We start from the raw sequence: 18,887 nt of genomic DNA on the forward strand, positions 1-18,887 counted from the left end.
CGTGATATAGTCAAAAACCCAGCGATACCGACACTTCAGAGGCATCAGCCCGCGCCATGTCCAGCGATTCCGACCTCCTCAAGCAAGCAGCGCTCGAATATCACCGGCGTGCGCCGGCCGGCAAGATCAAGGTCGTGCCGACCAAGTCCGTGGTCACCCAGCGCGAGCTCTCCCTGGCCTACTCGCCGGGCGTCGCCTACGCCTGCGAGGAAATCGTCCGCGATCCGAACATGGCGGCCGAAATGACCTCGCGCGGCAACCTCGTCGCGGTCATCACCAATGGCACGGCCGTGCTCGGCCTTGGCAACATCGGACCGCTGGCGTCCAAGCCGGTCATGGAAGGCAAGGGCATGCTGTTCCAGAAGTTTGCCGGCATCGATGTGTTCGACATCGAGATCGACGAATCCGATCCGGAAAAGCTCATCGAAATCATCGCCAGCCTCGAACCTAGTTTTGGCGGGATCAATCTCGAGGACATCAAGGCCCCGGAATGCTTCATCGTCGAGCGCACCTTGCGCGAACGCATGAACATTCCCGTATTCCATGACGACCAGCATGGCACGGCCATCATTCTCGGCGCCGCCTTCATCAATGCGCTGGCGGTGATCGGCAAGAAGGCCGACGAGGTCAAGATCGTTCACACCGGTGCAGGCGCGGCCGGTATCTCGTGCATGGACATGCTGGTCCACCTCGGCGTGCCCAAGGAGAATATCTGGGTCGCCGACCGCACCGGTGTCGTCCACACCGGGCGCGACGATCTCGACGAGAACAAGCAGCGCTACGCACGCGACACCGATGCGCGCACCCTCGACGACGTCATCGAAGGCGCCGACATTTTTGTCGGCCTGTCTGGCCCCGGGGTACTGACCCAGGCCATGGTCGCGCGCATGGTCGAGCGTCCGATCCTGTTCGTGCTGGCCAATCCGACCCCGGAAATCCTGCCCGAACTGATTCTGGAAGTGCGCCCCGACGCGATCATTGCGACCGGCCGTTCGGACTATCCGAACCAGGTCAACAACGCGCTTTGCTTCCCCTATCTGTTCCGCGGGGCGCTCGACGTTGGCGCCACCGTCATCAACGAGGAAATGAAAATCGCCTGCGTCAAGGCGATTGCCGAGCTGGCGCGCAAGGAAATGTCCGACATCGCGGTGCGCGCCTATGGCGGGCAGACCCGAAGTTTCGGCCCCGACTACCTGATTCCGCAGCCATTCGATCCGCGCCTGCTGATTGAACTGTCGTCGGCTGTTGCCGTCGCAGCGATGGAATCCGGTGTCGCCACGCGACCGATCAACGACATTGCCGCCTACCGGGAACGACTGAACACCTTCGTTTTCCGAACCGGCCTGGTCATGAAACCCGTGTTCGATCGCGCCCGCGCCGACCTCAAGCGCGTGGTCTATTCCGAGGGCGAGGAAGAAACCGTGCTGCGTGCGATCCAGCATATTGCCGATGAAGGGCTGGCCTGGCCGATCCTGATAGGTCGTCCGGCAGTCATCGACGCTCGCATCGAACGCATGCGTCTGCGCATCAGGGCTGGCGAACATTTCGAAGTCTGCAACATCGAAAGCGATCCGCGCTTCAAGGAATACTGGACCCTCTACCACAGCCTGCTCGAACGCCGCGGCGTCTCGCCAGACAGCGCCAAGGCGGTCGTGCGTTCGCGGCCGACCGTGATCGCGGCGCTGATGCTGCATCGAGGCGAAGCCGACGCGATGCTGACCGGCATCGTTGGCCGCTACCACAAGAAACTGCGCTACATCCAGGACATCATTCCACTCGATCCCACCGTGCATGCACCCTCGGCGATGACCGGCGTCATCAACGACAATGGCGTGTTCTTCTTTCTCGATACCCACGTCAAACTCGATCCGACCGCCGAACAGATTGCCGAGGCGACGATCGAAGGCGCTTTTCGCCTGCGCCTGTTCGGCGTCGAACCCAAGATCGCCCTGCTCTCGCATTCGAATTTCGGCAGCCACGAGGATCCTTCCGCTGCAAAGATGCGCCAGGCGCTCGAGATTGTTCGCGAACGCGCCCCCTCGCTCGAGATCGAAGGCGAGATGCATGCCGACACCGCCTTCAACGAGGACATCCGCAACCGCCTTTTCCCGAACTCGCGCCTCAAGGGTCGTGCCAATCTGTTCGTCTGCCCGAACCTCGATGCAGCCAATATCGGCTACAACATCACCCGCGTGATGACCGAAGGCGTCGCCCTCGGCCCGATCCTGATGGGCGTCTCGAAACCGGCCCACATCCTGACTCCGGCCGCGACCGTGCGTCGCGTCGTCAACATGACCGCGATCGCAGCGGTCGAGGCCCAGATTCGCGCCGCGCAGAACGCAGGGACAGGCTGAACAAGCCGCTCAAACCACCAAAGTCTGCAACGCTCCCCACAATCCCCCGGCAATCCGTTCAATCAACACCCCATCCGCATCGGAAAACGATGGCTTGTAGTACGCGGGTTTGTCGAGTCGGTGCTGCCACTCACGGGTCAGCGATTGTCGATCGCTCGCATCCAGTTCGAGATGCATCGCGAGTCGATCGATTTCACCTGCCGGGTCATCGCATAGCCGGTCGTGGCTGACCCAGAGGCAAGCCTTTGCCAGTGCCGGATCGCTGCGCATGCGTTGCAGTGCATGCCCGTACTGAACGACCCACTGCCGGGCGTAGCCTTCGGCCATGTCGCCGCGCTTGAAGCAGTCTGCGATGGCTTCAGTTTCTTTTGCATCACCGAGGTTCAATGCGCGCTTGTGCGGACCGAACTCGAAGTGTCCGATGCGAGCAAGATGTGCGCTGACCTGGGGATCTTCGCGATCAAGCTGGCAGAACAAGGCATCCTGCTTGCATAGGGAAGCGACCTGATCGAGCGGATTGCGTACCGGGATAACAAAGCGCGCCTTCGGGTACTGGCGGTGCAGCAGGCCGAGACGCGGCAAATGATAGTTGGCCTTGGCCAGGTAGCGGGCAGCGTTACGCACGGCGAGCAGCTTGCGCTGGTGCTCGTCAAGAAATCTCGCGAATGCGGTTGCGTCGACATCCGCGTCGAGCGCCTGATCAACCGCCGGGTTGTGCCGGTCGGGGAAGTGATGCATCCAGAAGACTTCCTCGAAGGCTTCCGGGCTGTCGCGATTGACCTCGATTCGGTCGCGATGCGCCCGCTCTTGTGGCGGCACCTTGGGTAAAGGCAGACGCGCGCTCAAGTGATTCCACCAATAGGGTGTCCACAACCACGGGTAGTCGCTGTAGCGGTGCGAAGTGAATCCCGGCAATCCGTTCAGCATTTCCAGCAGCACGGTGCTGCCCGAGCGCGCCATGCCGCAGATCCAGACCGGTGGCCCCGGTTGCACTGCCTCCAGCTCCCCACGTACGGTCGACGATTCCCAGCGCGCCAGGCGCGGACCCAGCCCCGGGAAGCGTGCAAACAAGGCGGCGAGCCGTGCTTGGCTGAATGGCACATGGTGCTTGTGGGTGGGCATGGCTGCTATGGCTGGAAGCGGGTGTGGGGCGCCGGGACGTCGATCGGCTCGAATCAGAGGTGGCAGTGGACTACACTTGCAGGCTAACCGGAGAAAATTGCATGCGTCTACTGTTCGCACTCATCCTGATCGCCTTCAGCGGCTCAGCGTTCGCCTATATCGGTCCGGGTGCCGGGGTCAGCTTCCTGGGTTCGATCTGGGCCGTCCTGATCGGAATCGTGCTTGCAGTCGCAGCCGTGCTGATCTGGCCGATCCGTTACGTGATCCGCAGAATGCGCAATAGCGCCAACAAGGCGAAAGGCGCGACCACGCCGCCAGCCGAGTGAGATACGTGCGCATTCCCGGCCGGGCACTTGCTTGCCTGGCATTGCTGGCGATCGGTGCCTGCAATACCTCGACCGCTCCCGAAAGCCCCGCAAAGGCTCGCACGATCGTGGTCGGCTTCGACGGGTTTGATCCAGTGCTGGCCGAGCGCTGGATGGACGAAGGCCGCCTGCCGAATTTTTCCGCGCTGCGCGCCGAGGGCCACTACCAGCCTCTGGCCACCAGCAATCCGCCGCAATCCCCGGTCGCATGGGCCAGTTTTGCCACCGGCGAAGAGCCTGGCGAGCACGGCATCTTCGATTTCCTGCGCCGGGCGCCGGGCAGCTATTCGATCGACTTCAGCATCGCCGAGCAGTCGCCGCCGTCACATGTGCTGCCATTCTTTGGCTGGCGCATTCCGCTGGACGAGGGTGAGTTGCGCAATCGCCGCAAAGGCACGCCATTCTGGATGGAGGCGGAGCAGGCAGGCCAGCGAGCAACCGTTCTGCGCGTGCCCGTCACCTATCCGGCTGATCCGATCTCGCACATGATCTCGGGCATGGGCGTACCCGATCTGCTCGGTACGCAGGGAACCTACACCCTGCTCGCGACGCGCCGCATCGAGGGTGCCGAGAACGGCGGCCGCATCGTGCTCGCCCCGGTGGGCGAGGATGGCGTCGTCAGGACCCGGCTCGAAGGCCCGGCGCACCCGCTGAAGCCCGATGCGCCAGCGCTCAGCGTACCGCTCCTGCTCGAAGCCGGCGACGGTGGCGCGACCCTGACCCTGGATGGCTCAAGCCACGCACTGAAACTCGGCGAGTGGTCACCCTGGATACGCGTGCGATTCAACCTTGGAATTCTGGGCAGCATTCCGGGCATGTTCCGAGCCCACCTGATGGAAGGCTTTCCTCGGCCGCTGCTCTACATTTCGCCATTGCAGGCGGACCCGACCGATAGCGCCCTGCCGATTTCAGCACCAGCCGAATACTCGGCTCAACTCGCCGCCCGAATCGGCCTGTATCACACCCTGGGCATGCCCGAAGAAACCTGGGCACTCGACCAGGGACATCTCGATGAGTCGGCCTGGCTTGATGTCGTGCGCACGACATTGGCCGAGGGTGAGGCCATGCTGTACGACGCACTTGACCGCCATGACAGCGAACTGGTCATCGAAGTCTTCGTGCAGACGGACAGGGTCAGCCACATGTTCTGGCGTGGCCTCGACCCCGGCCACCCTGGCTTTGCACAATCCAGCGAAACGGCACGCAATGCCGTTCCCTGGATCTATGCCGAAGCCGACCGCGTGCTCGGCGAAGTGCGACAGCGCATGGACTCGACTGATCGCCTGATCGTGCTCTCCGACCATGGCTTTTCATCCTATCGGCGCAGCGTGCACCTCAACCGCTGGCTGGTCGATCACGGCTACATGGTGCTCAAGCCGGATGTCGATGCGGCCCTGCCGCTGTTTGCCGCGGTGGACTGGTCGAAGACGCGCGCCTATGCATTGGGCCTCAACGGCATCTACCTGAATCGCAAGGGTCGCGAACCCGAGGGCATCGTCGAAGATGCCGCGGTCGCTGCGCTCAAGCAGGCGCTGAGTACCGCGCTGGCAGAACTGCGGGATCCCGCCGATCAGGCTCGCATCGTGCGCACCATCTACGATGCCTCAACGCTCTACCACGGCGAGAATACCGGCGATGCACCGGACCTCGTGGTCGGTTATGAACCCGGCTATCGCGCTTCCTGGCAAACTTCGCTCGGATCGACCCCTCCCCTGCTGGTCGAAGACAACCTGCAGAAATGGAGCGGCGATCACTGCATTGACCCGAGCGCGGTACCCGGAGTGTTGTTTACCTCTTTTGCACCCGCAAAGCCGGTAACCGGAATCGCCGACCTCGCCCGGCTGATCCGCGAATCCGGGACACCTGCTGCGACTGGAACGGCGCCATGAATGCCGGTTTCCTCGACTTGCCCGGGCACCTGCTCGGTCCGCTCGACGGATTACTGACGATGCTGCACGTCCCCGGCTTGTTGCGCGTGGTGTTCTGGGGCGCAGTCGCGGGCTATGCCGGCATGTGGATCTATCGTCGCTGGTCGCCGCAGCAACGCATCAGCGAACTCCGCGTCGAACTGGCCGGCGTGCAGCGCACGCTGGCTTCCTACGATGGCGAATTTTCCGGCCTGCTGCCGCTGATCCGGAAGCAGTTTGCGCTGGCCATGCGCCAGATGCGGCTGACTGCGGGCGCCGCATTGCTGGCTGCTCTGCCGATACTCTTTATGCTGCCGTGGCTGTCGAACCAGTACGACCGGGTGTTTCCAGCCGCAGGCGAAGCCGTCCAGATCTGCGCTGCGCCGGAAGCGACTGCAGGCGAACTGCACTGGAGCACGATGAACCAGAACGCTGATGCGAGCGGGTGCTGGAGCATTGCCTGGCCGGAGCGCGAGCAGGCTCGGCAATTGATGGAAGGGGAACTTGTCCTGCTCAAACTGCCACCCTCGGTGCCTGCTTCGATCGTGCACAAGCACCACTGGCTGAACTGGCTGGTCGGCAATCCGGCCGGTTATCTACCGGACGCCGCCAGGACAACGAACATCACCCTCGATCTTCCGTCGGTCGACCTGATTCCCTGGGGTCCGGGCTGGTTGCGCGGCTGGGAAGCAGCGTTTTTCCTTTCCGCGCTGGTGTCGTCGCTATGGTTGCGCTGGCGCTGGAAATTGAACTGAAGGCGGTGCGCAAGGCGCCAGATCGAATTCCACGCGATGGATCGAGCGTTCCGTAGGGGCGGATCTCAGACCCAAGAACTTCGGTACCGCCGTTCGTAGTCGCGATCCACCGCCCTGCCAATCGTGTGCCGAGGCGCATCGAGCCTGAAGGCTCCGCCTGCGGGGCTTTCAACAGCAGAATGGCTGGTCGGAGCATCGCCGCTGACTCGCCTCCTACGAAGGTCCTTTGAGGCATGGCCACACGCGACGGCATTGAAACGGCTGGGCGCAGGTCGTGCAGCCCGACTGCATCGCGAGCTGCGGCTTGCTTCTGCAGGAGGCGCGTCAGCGTTGATCTAGCTCTCGTTGCCGAGCACATCAAGAAATCGGACAACACTGTCTGCATCAAATGGCCAGCCGAGTTCCCGATTTCTTTGCGAGTCATATAGCACGGGCACTCGCACACCGTAGCGCTGCTCCAGTGCGGCATTGCCTTCGATACCCACACATTCGAAGTCGGGAGCCCGCGCCTGCGCCAGCACGGCGATGGCGCGGTCGCAGAGTTCGCATTCTTCTGAGACATACAGACGCAACACCGTCGTCTGCGAACTCATGGACCGGCACTGCCCGATGTGGCTTCCTCAGTCTCGAGGCGGCGGTATTCCTGCATGGCGATGTCGGCTTGCTCCGCCTGCCCCGACTTCTCCAGGGCAGTCGCCAGATTGAACCAGGCCTCCTTGCGTCGTGGCTGCAATTCGGCCAGCACCGCCCACTGGTCTGCCGCCTCGGGAAACGCCTCGGATCGCATCAGGGCATCGCCCAGGGCGTAGCGTGCTTCGGCCCGGTGCGGCTCCACCTCAACCGCATGCTTGAGCACGCGCGTCGCCTCTTCAATTCTATTCAGACGCAGGAAAGCGATGCCCTGGCGCAGGTTGGCGAAACGGTTGTCGGGATCGGTGGCCAGCACATCGGCGAAAATCTCGGCCGCCTGAGCGTATCGCTGGGCTCGCAACAGGGCCTCGCCCTGTTGCAGGGTATTGCGCATGGCGATGCGCGACTTGGGATCGGCCAGATCATCCGGTGGCACCTCAACCGGAGCCCCCACGCCGACATAGCCCAGACTGCGCAAACGCTGCATGGCTTCATCGTCCGATGAGGTCTCGGCGACACGACCGGCGCTGGCTTGCATCCTGCCCAGGTCAAGACCCAGACGATCGGCGACTGCCGGCGAGGCTTCAGCCAGGTTGCTCTTTTCGTTGGGGTCCTTGATCACGTCATAGAGTTCCATGGCCGGCGCATCGATCAGCTTCCATGCTCCATCAAGCCACGCGCTCAAGGGTGCCCAACCGTAGTAGGTCCACGGCAGCCAGGTTTCCATCAAGGCCGGATGCAACGCGAGTTCGCCACCCGTGAGGCCTTGAGCGAGACTGCGCCCATCGGTCCGGGCCAGGGGTGGCAGATCGAGCAGATCGAGAATGGTGGCCGCCAGATCAATCAGCTGCACCGGTTCGGTACCTCTGGAAGGGCTGATACGGCCGGGCCACGAGATGATCAGGGGCACGCGCATGGTCGAGTCGTACACGAAGAAGCCGTGGGTGAGCTCTTCGTGCTCACCCAGTGCCTCGCCGTGATCAGCGGTCAATACGATCAACAACGGGCGATCGCCACTGGCCGCACGCGCCGTCTCCAGCAACTTGCCAACCCAGTAGTCCGTGTAGGTCACTTCGCCGTCATAGCTTCCACGCGGACCGGGCTGCCAGAATTCGCGCGGAGGCTCGTAGGGATCATGCGGGTCGTAGAAGTGGGTCCAGGCAAACCAGGGCTGCTGGCTTCCGGCTTGCCCTTGCAACCATTCCGATGCCGCTTTCACAGTATCTTCTGCGCGACGCTCGACCCAGCCCTGGTCGCCTTCGTTCATCACGTCGTCGTAGCGATCAAAGCCACGATCGAGGCCGAACATGGCCTGCAACGGAAACCCGCTGACAAAGGCGCCCGTGCTGAAGCCGCTATTCTTCAGGATCACCGGCAGCAACTCGGCATCGGCCGGAACGGTCTGTCCGTTATCGCGGACGCCATGATGGACCGGCAGCAGTCCGGTCAGCATCGAGGTATGCGATGGCAGGGTCAGGGGAACCGGCGAGACTGCGGACGAAAACAGGCGACCCGACTCAGCCAGGGCATCGATGGCCGGCGTATCCCGGCTCGCATCGATGATGCCCAGCGCATCCGGCCTGAGGGTATCGATGGTGATCAGCAACACGTTTGCCTGGGGCTGGCGGGGTGCGCAGCCGTTCAGCATCCACCCGCAAGGCAACAGGAAAAAGGCGATATGAAGAACTCGGGCAGGCACTGCACGCATGGGCAAGGGGCATCGGGGCGGCAGTACAGTCTATCGCCAGAGGGGGTTCCGGGTTGTTCTGGCCAGGCCCGATCGCACAAAAACAGCGCCATTGTTGACTTGGAGCCGCTTCATCGATAATTTCGCCTACTGGGTTCGTACGATTCACTTGTTGTGCCGCCGTTCTGGCCCTTGAGATGGTATCGCACGATCGACCAATTCCACTTTGGGGACCATTCTGATGAAGAAACTGCTTATCGCTTCCGCCGCTGCGGCCCTGTTCATGGGCGCGCTCTCTGCCAGTGCGGCCAATCGCTCCGATCCCGGGTTTGTCGCAGTGAATCCGCCTGGCGCCGGCGTAAACGGTGGCGGCAGCTGTGCCACCCCCGTGACGATCGGCGCGCTTCCATTCAGCCAGGCTGGCGACACCTGCGGCGGTGCCAACAACATCACGAACTACGGTGGGCCTTGTGGCACCGACTTGCCGTTTCCGTACCCTGGTCCGGAAGACGTCTGGGCCATCACGGTCGGAACTGGCAATGCGATCACCGTAAGCGCCGACCTGACGGGAAGCACAGGCGATCTCGCCCTGTTCTTCCTGAGCACCTGCGCAGACGGCAACAGCTGCCTGTTCAATTCGCAGGATGCTATCGGCGCTGGAGTCGGCCCCGAGGACATGAATGACGGCCTCGCGTTGACCGGCCTGACAGCGGGCAATACCTACTTCATCTACGTGGACTCCTACTACACAGTGGGAAGCGCGGGTGCGTGCGGCACCTACACGCTGAATGTCGGCGGTACCCTGCCGGTATCGCTTGAGTCCTACAGCATCGACTGACAGCTTGCACAGCGCTTACCCCGAAACCCACCGACTGGTGGGTTTCGGCATTTTTGGTTCCAGGAATTTTCCCATGGCGAGACTGTTCGCGCTGCTTGTAATGTTGAGTCTTTCCCCTCTTGCTTCCGGCGAAAGCCTGATCATCGAACCCAAACATGCACGGTTCGACACGAACATCGCGTCAACCCAGGTGCAGCAGGCGTACACGATAAGAAACCAGGGCTCCGAAACGGTTCACATCAAGAGCTGGAAGGCGATCAGCGATTTCGGAGAGGTCGTCAACTTGCCGCCCAGCCTGGCCCCTGGCGAATCTGCCGAGTTTCAAGTCGATCTGCCATTGCCCGGCAAGCTGGGAGAATCGACGTTCCGCTACGCGCTGTTCACCGATGAAGCTGATGTCGAGCGCTATCGGTTTACCTTGTCCGGCTTCGTTTTTTCGGTTATCTCACCCGAAAATGCTGTCATCGATCTGGGCAAGATTGAGGCAGGTTCGAAAGTGCGGCACGAACTGACCCTCGACGCGCGAGAGGAAATACCGCTGGAGCTCGTGCGGATCGTCGACGCACCGGACTGGCTTGATGCAAGCCTGAACGATACGACGGTTTCTGTGGGCGTTCGCCCGAATACGAGTCGAGGCATCAAGGCCGGGACGATTCGGGTGGCCACCAATCTCGCGCAACAGCCGTTCGTCGAGATCACGGCCAAGGCCATCATCGAAGGAAACCTGAAACCTTCCACTTACGTGCTCGGCTTCAAGCCTGCTGAAGTCGGAGAAACCGTTCAGGCACAAATGGAATTGCTCTACTCGGGCAAGCGAGAGCTGGGCAATCTCGAGCTCGACTTTCCCGGCAAATGGGAGGTCGAGCGCAAAGGGTGCTCCGACGCAGTCGGCAGCGAGTCGAAATGCGTGCGCATCACGCTGAAGAGAACCATTGAAGAATCGGGAAAAAACGCTGATGTCTTGCGTTTCAGCATGCCGGACGAGCCGGATCTCGAGATCCCGTTCGGCATCATGGGCTTGAATCCGGACCAATCAATCCGTGAAATCCTGATCGACGAGGATCAGAGAGCCGCCGTGCCGGCCAAGATCGACATCACCAAAGCCATCCAGGAACAGCGCGAAGCCAGCAAGGTCGAGCCAGAACCCAAGCAAGGGGCAGACGCCCGTAAAGTGTCGCGCGCCAAGGGCAGCGGACCGGTACGATTGCACTGGAAGGCTGCCAACGACGAATCCATCTATGGATACATGGTCTACCGTGCCAACGACCGGGCCGGTCCCTATAGGCGCATCACCGCAAAACCGCTTCCCAAGCAGCACATGGCGACAATGGCAACGCCGGAAGGTGGCCAGGTATTCGTCGATGAGAACGTCGAACCCGGGAAAACCTACTACTACTATATCGACACGATTGCGCGGAACGGCACACAGCAACGTTTGTCGCCGGTACTTTCGAAGACGGTAACTCCATAGGTGACTTTTCGCTGGCAGATTCTTGCCAGCGAATTTGTCACCCGGGATATTCCTCAATTCGGGGTCAGCCCGGAAAGCACTGGGTCTCGGTCCAGCGTAGAATCATGGGCCCACGCGTCCAGAACACACGCCATGGCTGTCAGCGTATTCGACCTCTTCAAGATCGGCATCGGCCCATCGTCATCACATACGGTGGGGCCGATGCGCGCCGCTGCGCGCTTCGTTACGCGCTGGCTCGACGAGCGCGACGTCCTTGAAAAGACGACTCGCATCCGGGTCGAGCTGTTCGGTTCGCTGGCGCTGACCGGTCGCGGCCACGGTACCGACAAGGCCGTGCTGTGCGGGCTGGAAGGGGAATGGCCCGACAGGATCGATCCCGACATCATCGAGGAGAAGTTGTCGCGCATCCGCAGCACGAAGCGAATCCTCCTGCTCGGCAAGCACGAGATCGATTTCGACGAAAAGACCGACCTGGTGTTCAACAAGCGCCAGAAATTGCCCTATCACAGCAACGGCATGCGTTTTGCCGCACTTGATGCCGAGGGCAATGAACTCGCTTCACGCGACTACTATTCGGTCGGCGGCGGCTTCGTGGTCAACCACGACGAAGCGGCGGACGATCGCATTGTTGCCGACACGACTGCTGTGCCCTATCCGTTCAACAGTGGTGACGAGTTGCTGGCGCAATGCGAGAAATCCGGATTGAGCATCGCTCAGGTGATTCTCGGCAACGAGCAGGTCTGGCGGCCGGAATCCGAGATTCGCGAGGGCCTGCTGAACCTGTGGCAGGCCATGCAGGATTGCGTGGCGCGCGGCATGCGCCAGACCGGCGTGCTGCCGGGCGGGCTCAAGGTCGCGCGACGTGCACCAGCCATGGTGGCCGAACTTCGCGAGCGCCCGGAACAGGCCTTGCGCGATCCGCTGACCATCCTCGATTGGGTCAATCTGTATGCATTGGCCGTGAATGAGGAAAATGCCGCCGGCGGTCGCGTCGTTACCGCACCGACCAATGGCGCTGCCGGCATCATGCCGGCCGTGATGCACTACTACATGCACTTCTGCCCGAAAGCGGACGAACAGGGAATCATCGATTTCCTGCTCACGGCCGGCGCGATCGGCATTCTGTACAAGGAAAACGCCTCGATCTCCGGTGCCGAAGTCGGCTGCCAGGGTGAAGTCGGCGTGGCCTGTTCGATGGCAGCCGGTGGCCTGACCGCCGCACTCGGCGGCAGCATCTACCAGGTCGAGAATGCCGCCGAGATCGGCATGGAACACAACCTCGGCCTGACCTGCGATCCGATCGGTGGCCTCGTGCAGATTCCGTGCATCGAGCGCAATGCCATGGGTTCGGTCAAGGCCATCAACGCCCAGCGCATGGCCATGCGCGGCGATGGCAAGCACCGTGTCTCACTCGACAAGGTCATCAAGACCATGCGCGATACCGGTCGCGACATGCGCGACAAGTACAAGGAAACCTCGCGTGGCGGCCTGGCGGTAAATGTCATTGAGTGTTGAGGCCTCCGCAACCTGCATCGAGTATCCCGCAAGAGCCGGCTTCAGCCGCGAAAGCTTCGCCGTATTCTTAGGAGCCAGCTGCAGCTGCGGTGCCCTTGCTCCTATGTAGAAGCCAGCTTCAGCTGCGATGTCTTCAGAAGCATTTCGAACAAGAGCATCACGGCAAAAGCCGGTTCCTGCAATATCTCAGCGCATCATGCGGACGCCGTTGCGTGATGGAGCGATCAACGCAATCCCTGCCATCCCTTTGAGCACTTGCTTGTCCGATGCAAAAAAAGAGGCGGGGTTTCCCCCGCCTCGATAGTTTCTGGTTCCGGCCTTTCAGCCGACAGACTCCAGCAGGCTTACGGCGTCGGAATTGTGATCGCCGCGCCGGAATTGTCAAACGTGTAGCTGACGAGAGTCGCGGGCATACCCGACACCCCTACCGCGCCCACGTTGTTTATGCGCAAGTAGCCGTAGTTGATAGTCGCAGTATCGGTATTCAGGAAGCGGAATCCAAGATAGCCGTCCACCCCTCCCGCAACTCGCCACGCCGAGGTCGGAGTTCCACCAGCACTATCAATGAATGTCGCCGCCGGACCGATAACGGCACCTGGAGCTGCCACGGTGTACGCCGTGCCCGTGCTCATGCCACCACGATTGGCCGTCGCACCTGTATAGGACCAAAAGAACGAAAGCAGGCGATCAGGAGTTCCCGAAGCAGTGTAGGCATTGAAATCATCGCCGGTGCAGCTCGCCAGATTGTCCCGTATGACGCCGGTCAGGAACTTCAGACAGGTACCGTTGATGTTGTTGAATACCGGCGCATTGAGAACAAACGTCACCAGGTTCGGATTCGGCGGCGGGACATCACCGTCGTATCCATCCTTGAAGATACCGTCACGCACTGCACGGATTGCAACCGTCATGTGCTCGTCGGGAGACAGGGCACCGGTTTCGACCAGCACGACATCACCGAAACTCGGATGGTTCGGCAGCTGGTTGTTCGGGCCATACTCGTCCGGCGTCACCGTGATGGTCAAGGCCTGAGTGGCGCCTGCAGCGATGGTGAAGCTGGATGGCGACACCGTTGCACTGACCCCATCTGCGGACTCGAAGCTTGCATTCCACGTGGATGAAGTGGCCAGCTTGCTGGTTACCGTGCGCGTGAACGTGCAGTTCGGGGTGCAGTTCGTGTTTCGCATCGACGGAATGTTGAGCGTCTTGATGTCGATGCTGCCTCCGTTCGGATTGGCGGCAAGGAAGTTGGCCACCGACTCTTCCAGGACCAGACCCGCCATGACCGCTTTACCCACTTGCACGCGGCCGTTGCCTATCTGGTCCGCATTCCACGGCGTCGTGCCGTCTTCCTGGACACCGGTACGTTTGGCCGTCATCTGCAGGGCAGACTTGATGGCCATGGGCGACCAGGTTGGATTCATGGCACGAATCAGTGCACCAGAACCGGCCGTATGCGGACTGGACATTGAGGTACCACCCAGGAACGCATAGTTGTTCGGCGCGATGTAGGCAGCATAAATATTGTCGCCCGGTGCGGTGATATCGGGCTTGGTCAGGTCGACCACGTCACCCGATGTCGGGCCACGCAAGCTGAAGTCCGAAAGCAGATCCCCAATCTTGGTAGCCGGCGTGAAGTCGACCGTTGTCGGTGTCGCGCCATTGCTGTCGATGAAGGCGCGCAGCGCCTGGCCATCAACCTGCAACATGCCATAGGCCGGCAGGGTCGCTCCGCCAATCGCCATGTTCAGCGTACCGGCAGCGTTGTTGTAGACGAAACCGACCAGTGCGCCAGCTGCCTGGGCGTTATTGAGCTTCTCCTCGAACGAGCAGGTGCCGCGCATGATCAGCGCCGCCGCATTGTCAAAGAAGCCGGGCGGGAAACCACCTGATGCCGTGCAGCCGATATCGTTCGCCGCGTTGACGCGGATGGGAATCACACCCCCGGTACCCACATTGATGCCAGCGACGCTGAGGACCAGATTCTGTGTGTTTGCTGGCGGTGTTCCGGGACCCGCCGCTGACAAGGTGCCGCCAACCGGATTCTGGTCGTGTGTCGAGGACGCCACGGTCATGACCCAGGGGCCGAGATGGTTGACTTCGCCAACCGGATCGGGCGTTTCAGCGCGCGTATTGCCGGCCGACGCCGCTACGAAAATATCGTTGTCGACGAAATCAAGGAAGGCTCGATCACTCTCGCTCGGATCCCAGGGTACTTCGCCGCCCGAAATGGAATAGTTGACAACATCGATGTCACCATCGATGAGAACGTTGGACAGGCCTGCCGTGATATCGGCCCCAGGACAGGTGCTGCCGGGGCAGACCTTGTAGGTGCGAATGGTGGCGCAAGGGGCAACGCCGCTGATGTTCGTGTAGCCGGGAGGAATGGCTGGCGGAGGGCTCACGGTGTTGTCGAGCATGTTGCCGCCGGAAGTGCTGGCCGTATGCGACCCGTGACCGTTGGTATCCAGCGGATTCGCGCCGTTGCAGACGCCGGCGGTACTGGAGGAACAGTCGACGAAGCTGCGCAACTTCACATCACCCGCGCCGAATCCGCAGCGCGGATCATTGGCGAAGGAAGGATGGGTTGCATTGACGCCGGAGTCGACGACACCGATGACGACACCCTTGCCGAACGATGCAGCTGTTCCGGGAGTCGGAACGGCACCGTTCCAGACATCGGTAGCGCCGATGAATGATGGGCCGCGGAATGTATCCAGTTGATACATCTTGTCGCGCTTGATCGAGACTACGCCAGGCATGCTTGCGACTCTCGCAGCTTCCGCCGGCGTCAATTTCGCAGCGAGTCCGCTGTGCGTGATCTGATAGGTATGCGGGACGCTGACATCACGGCCCAGCGCAGCCTTCATGCTGGCGATGAACGCAGCCTGTTCCTGTTCGAGGAACTGGCGATAGGCAAGAGCCTCGGGACTCTTGGCGTTGAAGCGCTCGCCTTCAGGGGCTGCCGTGCCCTGCAGGCTGCCGATGCCGCCACGGTAGGCGAGCGCGCCGGGGTCGGCGAAACGGATCATGTACGTTGCCGTCTCGTTGAGCGTGGTCACCGAACCCTGTTCGTCGGCTACGGTTGCCTGGCTCCACGCGACAGGTGCGCAAACGCCACCCAGACTGGCCGTGATCAACACAGCTAGGGTTTTCACACGAACTGTATTACGCATTTTGACTCCTGAACTTTCAAACAAAATGAAAACCCGGCAATCGACGGGCCAGCCAACTCAGATGGGAATTCAATGGGGATGGATGCGCACCTGAACACCTGATGTATAGCATCGCCAAGTGTGTTGATCAACGCGATTCTTGGCTGCTGCATCGCAGCATTCCTGGCGAGCTCCGTGGGTGCGATTTGATGAACGCAACCCGTGCAGGAAAGCTGAATGAAAAGGACAGCCAGATGCTCCGGATCAAGGCGTATTCAGACTCCGTCGGTGCGTCAATACTGCAGGATGAAGCTTCGATCCTTCCCTGGACCGAACAGGCACTCCATCGCGTCAGAAGGGGCACAGATCTGAACATCGAGATGAATCAATGCGACAACCGGTCAATCTCCACGCCGCGCTGTATCAGTCTGATGGCTCTTTTGCGAAGAACGCTTTGACAGTCGGCAGGTCACTCGTGCGTGGAAAGGTCGGAAGACTGGCAAGAAAAGTCCTCCCATAGGCCTTCGTGGAAAGGCGGGGATCGCACAGGACCAGCACACCGCGATCGCTGATGTCGCGGATCAGCCGCCCGGCTCCCTGCTTGAGGGCAATCACGGCATTCGGGATCTGCCACTCCATGAACGGGTTGAGACCCGATTCGCGCAGAACCTCGAGGCGTGCGACCAGGACCGGGTCATCCGGCGCGGCAAATGGCAGCTTGTCGATGACCACCACACTGAGCGCCTCACCGGCCACGTCGACACCTTCCCAGAAACTGGCGGCACCGAGCAGGATCCCATTGCCCGATTCGCGAAACCCGCTGAGCAATTGATGCCGGGGCACGGTCCCCTGAACGAACAGCGGCCAGGGTACCCGCCCATCAAGCAACTCGGCAGCGCGACGCAGGGCGCGATGTGAGGTGAACAACAGGAATGCGCGGCCATCCGAGGCCTCGAGCACCGGCATCACGGCCTCGACGACGCGCTCGGTGTAGTCACGTGCGCTCGGTTCGGGAAGACCGGGCGGCAAGTAGGCAAGCGCCTGGGTCGCATAGTCGAACGGACTGTCCAGGCACAAGCTGGCTGGATCTTCGAGGCCCAATTGGCGCGCGAAGTGATCAAAACGTCCTGCAATGGACAGTGTTGCCGAAGTGAAGATCCACGCGGCATGACTCTGTTCGCGCAACTCGCGCAGCGGCTGGGAAAGGTCCAGCGGCGTGGCATGCAGGGCAAACCCCTGTGCGGTCAATTCATACCAGTGCACGGAGTCGCGACTGCCGCTGTCGCACAGATGGACCAGGCGCGCGCACATCTGGACGGCGCGCTCGTGCACGGCATCGAGTCCGCGACTGCGTTCCGCATGCGCGGCCAGCGCCGTGGCCAGTTCGTCCAGGGCGACGCGCATGGCCTCGAGTTCGCGCTCGACTTCCGGATCCGTTTCAACGACGACAAATGCCGCCTTGGTCGGAAAGCGGTCGAGCGCAAGGCGCAGGCGACGCACGCCCGGAGCAATGGCTTCAACAGCCGCTTGCAGGGTGCCCAGAGCTCCGCTCACGGCCGCAGCTTCCGCCAGCGTGTCGCTGGCCAGTTCGGTCAGTTGCCGGGCTGTCAGGGTGATCGAAAAAAATTGCCCGGCCAGCTCGGGAATCTGGTGGGCTTCGTCGAGAATGAAGGCCTGCGCGCCCGGCAGAATCTCGCCAAACCCTTCCTGCTTGATGGCCAGGTCGGCGAACAACAGGTGATGGTTGACGACCACCAGATCCGCTTCCTGCGCGGCGCGGCGCGCCTTGACCACGAAGCAGTCGGAGAACATCGGGCACTCGCTGCCGAGGCAGTTCTCGGTGGTTGAGGTGACGCGGGGCCACAGTGGCGAGTCTTCCGGCAGCTCGGCCAGCTCGGCGCGATCGCCGCTCTGGGTTGTGGAAGACCAGGCATGGATCGTGTGCAGCTGGGCCACCTGTTCGCGCGTGGCGAAGCGGCCATCGCTGCGCGCCTGATCCAGCCGATGCAGGCAAAGGTAGTTGGCCCGGCCCTTGAGCAAGGCGGTCGACAGGCGCGCGCCGAGCACGCTGCGCACGCGCGGCAAGTCGCGATGGAACAGCTGATCCTGCAGGGCCTTGGTGCCGGTCGAGATGATAATGCGCTTGCCTGACAGCAAGGCCGGCACAAGGTAGGCAAAGGTCTTGCCGGTGCCGGTGCCGGCTTCGGCGATCAGTGCGTGACGCTGGTCGATGGCCTCTGCAACGGCTTCGGCCATGGTCTGCTGGACTTCGCGCGGCACGAAACCCGGGACTTCGCGCGCGAACGGTCCTTCCTCGCCAAGCAGTTCGGCCACCGCATCAGACATGCGCGGCGTATTTCCAAGCCGGCATCACGTGCCTTGTCCGCCCGGCAAGCACCGGTTGCCGGCGGTCGGATCGGGCGAAATCAAGTGGCGCACCCCTGCGACATTGGGCCCTTCAAAGACGCACCGGGCGCTTTGCCCTGCAGGCATCCCGTTTGCTTTCGGCATAGGGCAGATAGTCGTTGTCATTGAACACCTTGCGCGCCTCGAGGATGGTCTGCCAGTTCTGCTGACACAGGCGACCGATTTGCGGGCCATTCTTGAAACTTTCGTAGGCCCGCTTTTCAGCCTCGATCGTATTGCCACGCAGGAATTCGATTTCGGCTTCGTACTGCAGCAGGTCAGGCGCATCCGGAGCAAGATTCCTGGCCTTGCTGATTGCAACGAACGCGACGTCGAATTGCCCGGTCTCCTCGGCCCTGGCAGCCTCGGCAAGAAAACCTTCCACGGCAGGATCGCGCAGGGGATTGATCTGCAGGACGGATTCTTCATCGGCGCCGACTGCCCGAATCGCCTTGACTGCGCTGACGCTGGCGGGTTCGGCCTCTGGCCGGACCAGAACCGCCGTTTCCGGCTCGCTCGGAGAGGAGCAAGCGACCGAAGCAAGAACGAAGCAGGAAATCGCGATGGCGCGGATGTTGCGGGAAGCGAATGTCATGGATCTACGCGTGCTGGTATCCGGGAATCCGCCAAGCATAGCGTCAATCCGGACGAATCATGAGGGGTCGAGGGCGATCCCGACGCT

Annotated in this window: 14 protein-coding genes; 8 read left to right on the forward strand and 6 right to left on the reverse strand. The window is 61.7% G+C overall.

The genetic code is table 11. The features are described 5' to 3' along the window. Positions 1–56 precede the first annotated feature (56 nt). On the forward strand, positions 57–2,354 hold the full coding sequence (locus tag R3F00_RS04405; protein WP_371280504.1) for an NADP-dependent malic enzyme: 2,298 nt from the start codon (positions 57–59) through the stop codon (positions 2,352–2,354). A 9-nt stretch (positions 2,355–2,363) separates the two neighbouring features. On the opposite strand, the gene R3F00_RS04410 is transcribed toward R3F00_RS04405, so the two are convergent. Further along, positions 2,364–3,476, reverse strand: coding sequence for a sulfotransferase (locus tag R3F00_RS04410; protein ID WP_371280505.1), 1,113 nt, complete (start codon positions 3,474–3,476; stop codon positions 2,364–2,366). Between the two features lie 101 nt (positions 3,477–3,577). Here R3F00_RS04410 and R3F00_RS04415 point away from each other — a divergent pair, with 101 nt between their 5' ends. Genes R3F00_RS04415 through R3F00_RS04425 form a run of 3 tightly spaced genes read left to right on the forward strand, consistent with a single transcriptional unit; the run spans position 3,578 to position 6,503 of the window. Further along, the gene (locus R3F00_RS04415) at positions 3,578–3,802 is read left to right on the forward strand and encodes a hypothetical protein (protein ID WP_371280506.1); all 225 of its coding nucleotides are present in this window, start codon (positions 3,578–3,580) and stop codon (positions 3,800–3,802) included. Between the two features lie 5 nt (positions 3,803–3,807). After that, positions 3,808–5,730: an alkaline phosphatase family protein gene (locus tag R3F00_RS04420; RefSeq protein WP_371280507.1), complete on the forward strand. Its 1,923-nt coding sequence runs from the start codon at positions 3,808–3,810 to the stop codon at positions 5,728–5,730. Beyond that, entirely contained in the window at positions 5,727–6,503 is a 777-nt protein-coding gene (locus R3F00_RS04425) for a hypothetical protein (protein WP_371280508.1), read from the forward strand. Before R3F00_RS04420 ends, R3F00_RS04425 begins: the two co-directional genes overlap by 4 nt. A 335-nt stretch (positions 6,504–6,838) precedes the next feature. Here R3F00_RS04425 and R3F00_RS04430 read toward each other — a convergent pair whose 3' ends face one another. After that, positions 6,839–7,096, reverse strand: a complete 258-nt coding sequence (locus tag R3F00_RS04430; protein ID WP_371280509.1) for a glutaredoxin family protein — start codon at positions 7,094–7,096, stop codon at positions 6,839–6,841. Further along, positions 7,093–8,739: a sulfatase-like hydrolase/transferase gene (locus R3F00_RS04435; protein ID WP_371280511.1), complete on the reverse strand. Its 1,647-nt coding sequence runs from the start codon at positions 8,737–8,739 to the stop codon at positions 7,093–7,095. Before R3F00_RS04435 ends, R3F00_RS04430 begins: the two co-directional genes overlap by 4 nt. 322 nt (positions 8,740–9,061) lie before the next feature. On the opposite strand from R3F00_RS04435, the gene R3F00_RS04440 reads away from it, so the two are divergent. The 3 genes from R3F00_RS04440 to R3F00_RS04450 all read left to right on the forward strand — a co-directional run bounded on the left by R3F00_RS04440 (position 9,062) and on the right by R3F00_RS04450 (position 12,644). Further along, positions 9,062–9,658: a hypothetical protein gene (locus R3F00_RS04440; protein WP_371280512.1), complete on the forward strand. Its 597-nt coding sequence runs from the start codon at positions 9,062–9,064 to the stop codon at positions 9,656–9,658. A 73-nt stretch (positions 9,659–9,731) separates the two neighbouring features. Next, positions 9,732–11,129 carry a hypothetical protein gene (locus R3F00_RS04445; protein WP_371280513.1) on the forward strand — a complete coding sequence of 466 codons (1,398 nt, stop codon included), beginning with the start codon at positions 9,732–9,734 and terminating at the stop codon, positions 11,127–11,129. A 132-nt stretch (positions 11,130–11,261) separates the two neighbouring features. Next, positions 11,262–12,644 carry an L-serine ammonia-lyase gene (locus R3F00_RS04450; RefSeq protein ID WP_371280514.1) on the forward strand — a complete coding sequence of 461 codons (1,383 nt, stop codon included), beginning with the start codon at positions 11,262–11,264 and terminating at the stop codon, positions 12,642–12,644. A 344-nt stretch (positions 12,645–12,988) separates the two neighbouring features. Here R3F00_RS04450 and R3F00_RS04455 read toward each other — a convergent pair whose 3' ends face one another. Continuing rightward, positions 12,989–15,820: a S8 family serine peptidase gene (locus R3F00_RS04455; protein ID WP_371280515.1), complete on the reverse strand. Its 2,832-nt coding sequence runs from the start codon at positions 15,818–15,820 to the stop codon at positions 12,989–12,991. Between the two features lie 101 nt (positions 15,821–15,921). Here R3F00_RS04455 and R3F00_RS04460 point away from each other — a divergent pair, with 101 nt between their 5' ends. Beyond that, complete coding sequence (locus R3F00_RS04460) at positions 15,922–16,257, forward strand: hypothetical protein (RefSeq protein WP_371280516.1); 336 nt, start codon at positions 15,922–15,924, stop codon at positions 16,255–16,257. Here the strand turns inward: R3F00_RS04460 and R3F00_RS04465 are convergent. Further along, positions 16,223–18,145 carry an ATP-dependent DNA helicase gene (locus R3F00_RS04465; RefSeq protein WP_371280517.1) on the reverse strand — a complete coding sequence of 641 codons (1,923 nt, stop codon included), beginning with the start codon at positions 18,143–18,145 and terminating at the stop codon, positions 16,223–16,225. The two genes, R3F00_RS04460 and R3F00_RS04465, sit on opposite strands and share 35 nt — an antisense overlap. A gap of 112 nt (positions 18,146–18,257) precedes the next feature. Continuing rightward, positions 18,258–18,800, reverse strand: a complete 543-nt coding sequence (locus R3F00_RS04470; RefSeq protein WP_371280518.1) for a tetratricopeptide repeat protein — start codon at positions 18,798–18,800, stop codon at positions 18,258–18,260. Positions 18,801–18,887 lie beyond the last annotated feature (87 nt).

The sequence above is a fragment of the Dokdonella sp. genome (assembly GCF_041395345.1).
Classification (GTDB): domain Bacteria; phylum Pseudomonadota; class Gammaproteobacteria; order Xanthomonadales; family Rhodanobacteraceae; genus Dokdonella.